The 12,089-nt window shown below is 35.8% G+C and carries 11 protein-coding genes; 6 read left to right on the top strand and 5 right to left on the bottom strand.

Features of this window, described 5'->3' with window-relative positions:
* The first annotated feature begins 45 nt into the window (after positions 1-45).
* Together DCS95_RS18165 and DCS95_RS18160 are read left to right on the top strand one after the other, a co-directional pair.
* Positions 46-546 (top strand): hypothetical protein, encoded by a 501-nt coding sequence (locus tag DCS95_RS18165; RefSeq protein WP_116772219.1) that lies wholly within the window; start codon positions 46-48, stop codon positions 544-546.
* Positions 547-550: 4 nt separating this feature from the next.
* On the top strand, positions 551-3,043 hold the full coding sequence (locus DCS95_RS18160; protein ID WP_116772218.1) for a TonB-dependent receptor: 2,493 nt from the start codon (positions 551-553) through the stop codon (positions 3,041-3,043).
* A gap of 69 nt (positions 3,044-3,112) precedes the next feature.
* Here the strand turns inward: DCS95_RS18160 and DCS95_RS20340 are convergent, their stop codons facing one another.
* Positions 3,113-3,286, bottom strand: coding sequence for a hypothetical protein (locus tag DCS95_RS20340; RefSeq protein WP_091609002.1), 174 nt, complete (start codon positions 3,284-3,286; stop codon positions 3,113-3,115).
* A gap of 172 nt (positions 3,287-3,458) precedes the next feature.
* Between DCS95_RS20340 and fumC the strand changes: the two genes are divergently transcribed.
* Positions 3,459-4,859: a class II fumarate hydratase gene (gene fumC / locus DCS95_RS18155; protein WP_116772217.1), complete on the top strand. Its 1,401-nt coding sequence runs from the start codon at positions 3,459-3,461 to the stop codon at positions 4,857-4,859.
* Between the two features lie 74 nt (positions 4,860-4,933).
* On the opposite strand, the gene DCS95_RS18150 is transcribed toward fumC, so the two are convergent.
* Positions 4,934-5,821 carry a hypothetical protein gene (locus DCS95_RS18150; protein WP_116772216.1) on the bottom strand — a complete coding sequence of 296 codons (888 nt, stop codon included), beginning with the start codon at positions 5,819-5,821 and terminating at the stop codon, positions 4,934-4,936.
* Between the two features lie 152 nt (positions 5,822-5,973).
* Here DCS95_RS18150 and DCS95_RS18145 point away from each other — a divergent pair, with 152 nt between their 5' ends.
* The gene (locus tag DCS95_RS18145; RefSeq protein WP_116772215.1) at positions 5,974-6,435 is read left to right on the top strand and encodes a GNAT family N-acetyltransferase; all 462 of its coding nucleotides are present in this window, start codon (positions 5,974-5,976) and stop codon (positions 6,433-6,435) included.
* Between the two features lie 2 nt (positions 6,436-6,437).
* Positions 6,438-7,256, top strand: a complete 819-nt coding sequence (locus DCS95_RS18140; RefSeq protein WP_425269169.1) for an MBL fold metallo-hydrolase — start codon at positions 6,438-6,440, stop codon at positions 7,254-7,256.
* Positions 7,257-7,320: 64 nt separating this feature from the next.
* Here DCS95_RS18140 and ettA read toward each other — a convergent pair whose 3' ends face one another.
* The 3 genes from ettA to DCS95_RS18130 all read right to left on the bottom strand — a co-directional run bounded on the left by ettA (position 7,321) and on the right by DCS95_RS18130 (position 10,304).
* Positions 7,321-9,012 (bottom strand): energy-dependent translational throttle protein EttA, encoded by a 1,692-nt coding sequence (ettA, locus tag DCS95_RS18135; RefSeq protein ID WP_116772214.1) that lies wholly within the window; start codon positions 9,010-9,012, stop codon positions 7,321-7,323.
* Positions 9,013-9,079: 67 nt separating this feature from the next.
* The gene (locus tag DCS95_RS20335; protein ID WP_164674236.1) at positions 9,080-9,256 is read right to left on the bottom strand and encodes a CAL67264 family membrane protein; all 177 of its coding nucleotides are present in this window, start codon (positions 9,254-9,256) and stop codon (positions 9,080-9,082) included.
* A gap of 76 nt (positions 9,257-9,332) precedes the next feature.
* Positions 9,333-10,304, bottom strand: a complete 972-nt coding sequence (locus DCS95_RS18130; RefSeq protein WP_341865204.1) for a Gfo/Idh/MocA family protein — start codon at positions 10,302-10,304, stop codon at positions 9,333-9,335.
* A 71-nt stretch (positions 10,305-10,375) separates the two neighbouring features.
* Between DCS95_RS18130 and DCS95_RS18125 the strand changes: the two genes are divergently transcribed.
* A complete protein-coding gene (locus tag DCS95_RS18125) occupies positions 10,376-12,004 on the top strand; it encodes an acyl-CoA carboxylase subunit beta (protein ID WP_116772212.1) in 1,629 nt (542 codons plus the stop codon).
* Positions 12,005-12,089: the final 85 nt, after the last annotated feature.

The following is a 12,089-nucleotide window of genomic DNA, read 5'->3' as shown; positions in this document are numbered from 1 at the left end:
AACCATTTTAGGTTAAACCATAGTATAACTTTATAATCTAATGACATGAAAAAAGTAATAAAGCATAGCGGACTAAATGTATTGACATTGTTGTTTGCCTTATTTGGCACTACAGCGATTTACGCACAATATGGTTATGGATCGCAATATGGTTATGGATCTAGAGGTGGTTATGGAAGTCAAAGGAGTTCTATTCCCCAAGCACAAACACCAGCCGAAGAACCAAAACCAAAAACTGCCGAGGAACTGGTAGATGAGCAAATGCCAAGAATTACCGAGGCACTTGAGCTAAATGAATTTGAACAAGCAGTATTAAGCTCTGTTCTTAAGAAATATGTTCAAGAACGAATAGAGGCTCAAATATTAAAGCTTCCGCCAGAAAAAATGGCAGAGGTATATGAAAATATTACTAAAAGGCAAGATGAGGAATTAAAAGCCGGTCTGCCATTAGAAAAGTATGAAGCTTTTGTTGCACTACAAAAAGATGGTGTTTCAAAAACGATAAAAAAGAAGAAAAAACAAAAACGAAAGAAATCAAAAAACTGACTTAATGAGACAACTTTACCCTTTACTCCTACTCTTAACACTATCATTCAATTACATACATAGTCAAAGACCGGGAGGAGACCGGGAAAGAGGTCCAATTGTCATTAGCGGAAAGGTTGTGGACAAAGATGACAACCTACCATTAGAATACGCAACACTTGTACTACAAAGTGTAAACAACCCAGATAAAATTACTGGCGGTATTACCGATATAGATGGTAATTTCAAAGTTGAGACCCCACCGGGCAAGTACAATATCTCGATTGAATATATTTCATACAAAACTTATAGATTACCAAATCAAACATTAACGGAATCAACAGATTTAGGCATCATCAAACTTGCTTTGGATGTTGCTCAATTAGAAGCTGTTGAAGTGGTCGGAGAAAAAACTACGGTAGAAGTTCGCTTAGACAAAAAGATTTACAATATTGGTAAAGACTTAACCAATAGTGGCGCAACCATTACCGATGCCTTAAACAATGTACCATCTGTAGATGTGGATGTTGAAGGTGCAATTAGCTTACGAGGAAACGAAAACGTAAGAATATTAATAAACGGAAAACCCTCTGCATTGGCAGGTTTTGGCTCAACAGATGCACTTACACAACTACCTGCAGATGCTATTGAAAAGGTAGAAGTAATTACCAGCCCCTCTGCACGATATGATGCTGAAGGAACAGCAGGTATTTTGAACATTGTACTTAAAAAAGAAAAAACCTTAGGTTTCAATGGCTCTGTTAACACAACGATCGGCTACCCTGTAAATAGTGGTATTTCGGTTAACGCCAATTTACGTACCGATAAATTCAATTTATTCAACACAACAGGCTACAACTACAGAGATGCCCCTGGTAACGCTTATTACGATAATACGTACACTTCTGGAACTTATGATCGAATTATAGAAGACAGAGAATACAACAGGCTTAGAAAAGGATTTAATACCAATTTAGGTCTTGAGTATTTTATTACCGAGCAATCTTCAATTACAGGTAGTGTGTTTTACAGAACATCTAAAAGTGAAGATGAAACAGGAAATACCAATCAGAGGTTTATTAGCAACTCATTAGACAGTGAAACATATAGAACTGAAGATGAAAATGAAGATGACGACAATTATCAATTCTCACTTAACTATATCAACAATTTAGATGACGATGGTCAAAAACTGACGATTGATGCTCAATATTCTAAAGGTAAGGAAAATAAAATTTCAATTATACAAGAGAACAATACTTTACCAAATGACGATTTAATTGTATTGGAGAATGTATTTGAACAAGAAACTGAAAATGAGTATTTAATACAGGCAGACTATGTATTACCAATGGGTGATTCTCAATTTGAAGCTGGTTATAGAGGTACCTTTGAAGAAACAGGAACAGATTATAGGTTAGATTCTTTAAATCAAGATACAGGTCAGTTTGATATCAATGAAGATCTTACCAATATATTTACCTATACTGAAAACGTAAATGCCCTATACACCCAATACGGGAATAAATTTGGTGACTTCTCGTTTCTATTGGGACTTCGTTTAGAAAACACACAGTTAAAAGGAGAGTTATCTTCTTTATATGACACTGCAGAACTTGAAGAACAATTAGGTGTTGATGTCGATGCAAATTTTGATAAAAATTATCTAGGACTTTTCCCAACAATAAATTTGATTTACGAACTAGCCGAAAATGAAAATATATCACTAGGATATAACCGAAGAATCAATAGACCAAGAGGAAGATATGTAAACCCATTTCCTTCTAGATCTAGTAGAACAAATATTTTTCAAGGTAACCCAGACTTAAATCCGGCATTTGCGAATGCATTTGACATCGGATACCTTAAAAGATGGGATAAAATAACTTTGACATCTTCTATTTACTACCAAAGAGAAACAGATTCATTTGAGCGTATACAAGAAGAAACCGGACAAACGACTACAGATGGTATTGAAATTATTAGATCTATACCAATTAACCTTTCTACAAATGACAGAATTGGTGTTGAAGCCGGTATGTTATACAGTGCCGCTAAATGGTTACGTTTAAATTCAAGTTTTAATTTCTTCCAGTTTTCTACAGAAGGTGAATTTAATGGCGTTGATTATGGCACAACAAACACAAGCTGGTTCGCAAGGTTCAGCTCTAAAGTATCGTTACCAGCGAAGATAGATTGGCAGACCAATGCATTCTACAGAGGACCTTCTTCTACAGCTCAAACCGAAAACGGGGGAATTTTCTCTTTAAACCTAGCCTTCAGTAAAGATATATTGAAAGATAACGGAACCATATCTCTTAATGTAAGTGATTTATTAAACTCAAGAAAAAGAACCTCTTATACAGAAACAGAGTTCTTTACATCAGACAGTGAATTTCAGTGGAGAAGACGCCAAATTACAATGGGCTTTGTATATCGTTTTAACCAGCCAAAAGAAAGAAATAGAAATGGCAGAGGAAGCAACAATGATGAAGGTGAAGAAGAAATTGAAGGATAACACAACGAAAAAAATAGCAACAAAAAAAGGAAGCCAATTGGCTTCCTTTTTTTTTATATACTTAATTATTTATGCTTCTCTTGCGGCTTTTTTCTTGTCGCGTCTTTCTTTTAATAATTCAATAATGTTACCACCTAACCAGTAAGGCACAACAAATAATAACAAAAACATCATCAGCCAGAAACCTATTGTTAAAATGGTTAAAAAAGCTAAAAATCCTAAATATTGGTCAAAATCAAACATATCTTCTTGCTTATATATGACAAAGATACCATAAACGAATTATTTTTTGCAAACGTTCTGCAAAATTAATTTCACATTTCACTACAAACTTGTCACTATAAAAATAAATGTAAACCTTATTTTTGAAGCTACATAAATAAGTTTATTTAAGATTCATATAAAATATAAGATTATGGAGTTCAGAATCGAAAAAGATACCATGGGTAATGTTGAAGTGCCCAAAGACAAATATTGGGGCGCACAAACAGAACGCTCACGTAATAATTTTAAAATTGGTCCATCTGCTTCTATGCCATTGGACATCGTTTATGGTTTCGCCTATTTAAAAAAATCTGCAGCCTATGCTAACTGTGAACTAGGAGTATTAAGTGCAGAAAAGAGAGATTTAATCGCACAAGTTTGTGATGAAATTTTAGAAGGAAAACATGATGACCAATTTCCATTGGTAATATGGCAAACAGGTTCTGGCACGCAAAGTAATATGAACGTAAACGAAGTTGTTGCCAATAGAGCCCATGAAATTGCAGGTAAAGTTATTGGCGAAGGAGAAAAAACTATACAGCCTAATGATGATGTAAATAAATCCCAATCATCTAACGATACCTTCCCTACCGGTATGCATATCGCATCCTACAAAAAAATTGTGGAAGTAACCATACCTGGTGTAACCCAACTAAGAGATACATTACATAAAAAATCGAAAGAGTTTAAAGATGTAGTTAAAATAGGGCGTACCCATTTAATGGACGCAACTCCCCTAACCCTTGGTCAAGAATTTTCTGGTTATGTATCTCAATTAGATCACGGTTTAAAGGCATTAAAAAACACGCTGGAACATTTGAGCGAGTTAGCACTTGGGGGAACTGCAGTTGGTACAGGACTGAATACTCCTGAAGGTTATGATGTTTTGGTCGCAAAATACATAGCAGATTTTACGGGCTTACCATTTATTACCGCTGAAAATAAATTTGAAGCTCTTGCTGCTCATGATGCTATTGTTGAAAGCCATGGCGCATTGAAGCAATTGGCTGTTTCTTTGAACAAGATTGCCAATGATATTAGAATGATGGCTTCTGGACCACGTTCAGGTATTGGTGAAATTATTATTCCTGCAAATGAGCCCGGTAGTTCTATTATGCCAGGAAAAGTTAATCCTACACAGTGTGAAGCAATGACTATGGTTTGCGCCCAGGTTATGGGTAACGATGTTGCCGTTAGTGTTGGTGGAACACAAGGGCATTATGAATTAAACGTCTTTAAACCAATGATGGCAGCTAACATATTACAATCTGCACAACTTATCGGCGATGCCTGTGTAAGCTTTGAAGAGCATTGTGCAGCTGGTATAGAGCCAAATCATGCCGTAATTAAAGAATTATTGAACAATTCTTTAATGCTTGTAACTGCCTTGAATACCAAAATAGGGTATTACAAAGCTGCAGAGATAGCAAACACCGCCCATAAGAACGGTACAACATTAAAAGAGGAAGCAGTGAACTTAGGCTATGTTTCTGCCGAAGACTATGATGAATGGGTAAAACCAGAAAATATGGTAGGTAGTCTAAAAGACTAAGACTTCAATAACTTCTTAACAAAAAAAAGGCGACCATATTGGTCGCCTTTTATATTTTGAACTAATATGTAAACTTACTTCAACATAAATTTAGAAGTACCCAATAATTTCAATTGGTCATCATATACGTTAACCATGTAGTTTCCATCTTTAAAATCACCAGCTGGCTTATTAATGTAATCACATACATCTAAAGATTTGTTTTCATAGTAGAAACCTGTTTGTTTACTATAAGTAATTGAAGCTCCGTTATCATTGGTCATTGAATTACCACCACCAAGTACGTTACCTTGAGGATCTAAAACCTCTAAGAAAAACTCTCTGTCTCCAGCTTGAGCAATTACGTTATCAGCAACTGTAAAACAAATTTTAAACTTGTCGGTAGCTCTTGCACGTTGTGTAGAAACCAATTTTCCACTATTACGTTCTTTAACCGCATCAACGTTAAATTTAGATAGGTTCAATGCTGAACCCTTCTCAACTACTTGAGCCAAGTTTGTATTTTGTACAACCAAAGAATCATTAAAAACAGTTTGCTTCTCTAATTCAACATACGTACTATCACGTTGCATAGCGATCATTGAATTTGAACGTGTTAAAGAATCCACTTGCTTTAACAATTGCTCTCTCTCCGCTTTAAGAACACCTACTTGTCTTCTATATCTAGATAAAGAACTAATATCTGCCTTCATAGTTTTTACAGAGTCAATATACTTTGCAATATTATCCCTTGCACTAACCAATTCTTCATTAGTAGCGTTGCTTTCTAAAATAGCTTTATCATATTCAGATTTTAAGCTATTTAAATCTTCAACTACCAATTCTTTCTCTTTAGAAAGAACAACTTCTGTCTTCTTTTTATCTTGATAAAGACTTACTGTATAAATGATAGTTGCTAAAAGCACAACACCTAAAAGAGCGGTCAAAACTTTTAAACCATTGTTGTTTTTTGTTTCAGTCATAATTGTAAATTTAATAAAGTGTCTGTTTGTTCAGTTTATATACGTGTTAATTCAAAATTTAGATTCTTTAGCATAAAATTAAATTATAAAACGTGTTAAATACCATAAAATATACTATAATTTAGATGCAACCAACAGATTAAATATTGATCATGCTTGTTATTGTGCCTTTTGAGACTAAATATACTCAAAACTTTAAAGACTTAAATATTGCCTGGATAACAGAATATTTTGAAGTGGAAGACAAAGACAGGGAACTTTTAGATGACAGCCAAGCAGCAATCATCGATAAAGGCGGACATATATTTATAGGGCTATGGCACAATGAGCCAGTTGGATGTTTTGCTTTGATTAAAAAAAACGAAAAACGTTTTGAATTGGGAAAAATGGCGGTAAGCAAATCCCATCGAGGTTTAAGAATAGGTCAACAATTATTGTCATACGCTATTAACTTCGCAAAAAATAAAAACTATGAAGTATTAGAGCTTTATTCAAGTACCAAGCTTGATACCGCATTACATATTTACAGAAAACATGGGTTTACAATTAAACCAATGGTAGATTATATAGACTACCTTAGGTCTGATATAAAAATGGAATTAAAACTAAAATAACGATGAACATGAATAAATTACTCCTATTAATTTTTATTACTAGTATTTCTTTCTCTTGCAAAGAGGCTAAGAAATCGGAAAATGATATGAAATCCACCCAAGAAGTTGAAGAAGATATATCATCTACAATGAAAAGCGAAAATACCAACGCCAAAATTGATATTACACCAATTGAACATGCTACTGCCGTGTTAGAGTGGAACGATGTGGTCATTTACCTTGACCCCGTAGGTGGCGCAGAAGCTTTTGAAGGACAAAAACAACCTACTTTAATTTTGATTACGGATATTCACGGTGATCATTTGAATATTGAGACTTTGAACGAATTAGATACTTCAAATGCAACTTTTGTTGTACCACAAGCGGTTGCCGACGAATTACCTGAAAAATTCTCTGAACAATTGGTAATCATGAACAATGGAACCAGTGAAGTGGTAAGCGGAATTACCATTGAAGCTATACCCATGTACAACTTAAGAGAAGAAGCTCTAAAATTTCACAGTAACGGGAGAGGTAATGGTTATGTTTTAAATATAGATGATCAACGAATTTATTTTTCTGGAGACACAGAAGATATACCTGAAATGCGCGCTTTAAAAAATATAGACAAAGCCTTTATATGTATGAATCTTCCATACACCATGACCGAAGAAAGTGCTGCAGCTGCGGTATTGGATTTCAAACCAAAACAGGTGTATCCTTATCACTATAGAGGTAAACCAGATGTAAGCGATGTTGAAAAATTTAAAAATCTCGTAAATGCAGCCAATCAAGATATAGAGGTTGTTCAATTAGATTGGTACCCAAATGAGGAATATTAGTCAGCTGTTAGCTGAAAATTAAAAAGCCCGCGTTTGCGGGCTTTTTAATTATTTGACTAAACCATTATCTAATCAACTTTTTATACTTAATTCGTTTCGGCATAAGATCTCCGCCTAAACGTTTCTTTTTATTCTCTTCATAATCAGAGAAAGAACCTTCAAAGAAATACACTTGAGAATCACCTTCAAAAGCTAAGATATGTGTACAAATACGATCCAAGAACCATCTATCGTGAGAAATCACTACTGCACAACCAGCAAAATTCTCTAAACCTTCTTCTAAAGCTCGCAATGTATTTACATCTAAATCGTTGGTAGGCTCATCTAAAAGAAGCACGTTACCTTCTTCTTTCAATGTCATTGCCAAATGCAAACGGTTACGTTCACCACCTGATAGCATATTTACCTTTTTGTTCTGCTCACTACCAGAAAAATTGAACCTACTTAGGTAAGCGCGAGAATTTACTTGCTTACCACCCATCATCACCAATTCTTGCTCATCACTGAAATTCTGCCAAATGGTTTTTTCAGGATCAATATTAGAATGGCTTTGATCAACATATGCAATTTTAGCTGTTTCACCAGTTTCAAACTCACCCTTATCTGGAGTTTCTTCACCCATGATCATTCTAAAGATAGTGGTCTTACCGGCACCATTTGGTCCAATAATACCTACAATACCAGCTTGTGGCAATTTAAAATTTAAGTCTTCGTAAAGCAACTTATCATCATAAGCTTTGCTTACTCCTTTTGCTTCAATTACATTGGTACCCAAACGTGGTCCGTTAGGAATATAGATTTCAAGTTTTTCGTCAAGTTGTTTTTGATCCTGACTCATTAATTTATCGTAGTTCTTAAGACGTGCTTTTTGTTTTGTCTGTCTACCTTTTGCTCCTTGGCGTACCCAATCAAGCTCTCGTTCAAGGGTTTTTTGTCTTTTTGAAGCCGTTTTACTTTCTTGAGCCATACGCTTAGACTTTTGATCTAACCAAGATGAATAATTCCCTTTCCAAGGAATACCTTCTCCCCTGTCCAATTCTAAAATCCAACCGGCAACATTATCCAAGAAATACCTATCGTGCGTTACGGCAATTACCGTTCCTTTATAAGACGCCAAATGATGCTCTAACCAATGCACAGATTCTGCATCTAAGTGGTTAGTAGGTTCATCTAATAACAAAATCTCTGGTTCTTGTAGTAGTAGTCTACATAAAGCTACCCTTCTTCTTTCACCACCTGAAAGAACTGCTATTTTCTTGTCAGGATCCGGAGTACGCAGAGCATCCATTGCAATTTCTAACTTGGTATCCAGTTCCCAAGCGTTTGCAGCATCAATTTTATCTTGTAACACAGCTTGTTGATCCATCAACTTCTGCATTTTATCGGCATCCTCATAAACCTCGGGAAGACCGAACATATCGTTTATCTTATTGTATTCATCAAGAATTGCCACAGTTTCCGCAACCCCTTCTTTTACAATTTCAAGCACAGTTTTGTTCTCATCCAATTCTGGCTCTTGTTCCAAGTAACCTACTTTATACCCAGGGGAGAAAACAACATCTCCTTGAAAGTTTTTATCAACTCCAGCAATGATTTTTAACAAAGTAGATTTACCCGAACCGTTTAAACCTAAGATCCCTATTTTGGCACCGTAGAAAAAACTTAGATAAATATTCTTTAAAACTGGGGTATTAGCATTTTTATAGGTTTTCGTAACTCCTGACATGGAGAAGATTACCTTCTTATCATCTGACATAAAATTATAGTGTTTAGTGAAAAATTATCATCCAGCAGAAGAAATTCACTACTGGTTAAACTATTAATTATACTCTACCCTTAAGTGCGTTGAACACCCAAGCAATAGCAAAAAAACCAATTCCAACAGATGCAAAACCCCAACCAGCAACCTGGTCATAACGAAAAGCACCTAATGCAATAAGTGCAAGCCCTACAAAAATCATAATAAAAGTAGCCCAAGTGAGCACAGCATTCTTGTTCATTTTCGAGTCGATTAAATTTTAAGCGAACATCAAATATCGGAAATTTTAAGACATTTATCCAGTATTAGACCCGCTATTATTCAAAAGGAAACACAATTCCCGTCATTTCGCGTACAGAATCCATAATCTCAATTAAATCCAAACTATTTTGATGACTCCATAAGTCGCTCTCCTTTTTGCCATGGTTTAAGCAGTTATGAACCTCCTCTATTTCATGTACATAGCCCTTACCTCTTTTTCCAACCTCGGTAGAAATTGACTCACCGTCTTTTTCCAAGGTGTACCCAATAGTCTCATGCCACCTCGGATGAATAAAAACAGTTCCTTTACTTCCCGCTATTTCAGATTTCTTTTCTGAATTTGAATTGAGTCCGCTATATAAGATTGCTTGGGCATTGTCGTAATTAAAAATCATACTACATTGCATTTCAACTCCTGTCTTATAAAAGTTAGCCGAAGCTTTAATATCCTTTGGTTTGCCCAATAGAAGATAAGCTAAAAATATTGGGTAGATACCAATATCCAAAAGAGAACCACCTGCCAACTCAGGGTTGAGCAGCCTTCCTTTCTCATCCCTATCCAAAGCATAAAAGGCAAAATCTGAATGCAAATAACCAATGTCACCAATAGTACCATTATCTACTAATTCTTTTACTTTGACAATGGTTGGGTTAAAACGAGACCATAAAGCTTCCATTAAAAAGACGTTGCTCTCCTTAGCTACCGATACCATTTTTTCTACCTCAGCTTTATTAACACCCATAGGTTTTTCACAAAGCACGGCATTACCGGCCTTCATTGCAGCGATACTCAAATCGGCATGAGAAGTATGCGGAGTGGCCAAATAAATAATATCTACGGTATTACTATTAAACAGTTCTTCATAACTACCATAAGCATTTGGTGCACCATATTCATTTGCAAAATTTTGTGCCTTCTCCAAGCTTCTAGATGCTACCGAAATCAATTTACCGCCTTCTACCAAGGCCAGATCTTTAGAAAAACTATGAGCAATGTTACCTGCCCCTACAATACCCCACTTTATCATACTTTTCATTTTTGTTGCATGTACACCAAAATTAACTTCTTATCTTTATCCGAAGAAAATAAATATACAGAATGGATTTAAAATTCAATCAAAACGAAGATAGGAATAAGTTGTTATTATCTGACCTTAGAAGAAAGCTGAACGAGGTTTATTTAGGTGGAGGAAAAGCCAAAATATCCAAACAGCACGACCAAGGTAAAATGACCGCCAGAGAACGTATTGATTATCTTTTTGATCCAAAAACAGAACAAATTGAAGTGGGAGCTTTTGTTGGTGATGGCATGTATAAAGAACACGGCGGATGCCCATCTGGTGGTGTTGTTATTAAAATTGGCTATGTAAAAGGCAAACAATGTATAGTGGTTGCCAATGATGCTACAGTTAAAGCGGGTGCATGGTTTCCAATTACCGCTAAAAAGAATTTGAGAGCACAAGAAATAGCTATTGAAAACAGACTGCCTATAATTTATTTAGTGGATAGCGCTGGTGTGTATTTACCGCTACAAGATGAGATTTTCCCTGACAAAGAACACTTTGGCCGCATATTTAGAAACAATGCGGTAATGAGCAGTATGGGCATTACACAAATTTCTGCCGTTATGGGCAGTTGTGTTGCCGGTGGTGCCTACTTACCTATTATGAGCGACGAAGCTTTGATAGTAGATAAAACTGCCAGTATTTTCTTGGCGGGTAGCTATTTGGTAAAAGCGGCGATAGGTGAAAGTATAGACAATGAAACGTTGGGCGGAGCTACTACACATTGTGAAATAAGTGGCGTAACCGATTATAAGGCGAAAGACGATAAGGCCGCTCTGGATACCATAAAGAATATTATGGATAAAATCGGTGATTTCCCTAAAGCGGGATACAACCGAAAGAAAAGTGTGAAGCCAAAAGAAAATCCTGATGATATCTACGGAATTCTACCAAGCTCAAGAGCTGAGCAGTATGATATGATGGAAATCATAAAACGATTGGTAGACGATTCTGAATTCGAAGAATATAAAGCCGGCTACGGACAAACTATTTTAACCGGATACGCACGTATAGACGGATGGGCAGTTGGTATTGTTGCCAACCAAAGAAAAGTTGTAAAAACCAAAAAAGGTGAAATGCAATTTGGTGGAGTAATTTATTCCGATTCTGCAGATAAGGCAACCCGATTTATAGCAAACTGCAACCAAAAGAAAATTCCGTTGGTCTTTTTGCAAGACGTAACCGGATTTATGGTCGGTAGCAAAAGTGAGCATGGCGGTATTATTAAAGATGGCGCTAAAATGGTTAATGCGGTAAGTAACTCCGTCGTACCAAAATTCACCATTGTAATCGGAAACAGCTACGGAGCAGGAAATTATGCCATGTGCGGTAAAGCTTATGACCCAAGATTAATTGTCGCTTGGCCAAGTGCAGAACTAGCAGTAATGAGCGGAAATTCAGCAGCAAAAGTACTATTACAAATTGAAAAAGCTTCTTTGAAAAAGAAAGGTGAAACTATTACAGAAGAAAAGGAAACTGAGCTATTCGATAAAATCAAGAAGCGTTACGACAATCAAGTTTCTCCATACTATGCAGCGTCAAGATTATGGACCGATGCTATCATAGATCCAAAAGACACCCGAAAATGGATTTCTATGGGTATAGAAGCCGCTGATCATGCGCCTATTGAAAAGCCTTTTAACATGGGGGTTTTACAGGTTTAATGTAAACGGAAGTAGTTAAGAGATTATCAATCCATATAGATTAATAAAAATACCCACAATATACTTTAAGTATAATGTGGGTATT

The sequence above is a fragment of the Maribacter litoralis genome, from assembly GCF_003075045.1.
Classification (GTDB): domain Bacteria; phylum Bacteroidota; class Bacteroidia; order Flavobacteriales; family Flavobacteriaceae; genus Maribacter; species Maribacter litoralis.
The sequence above is the reverse complement of the archived record's forward strand: the minus strand, read 5'-3'. Positions and strand labels throughout refer to the sequence as shown.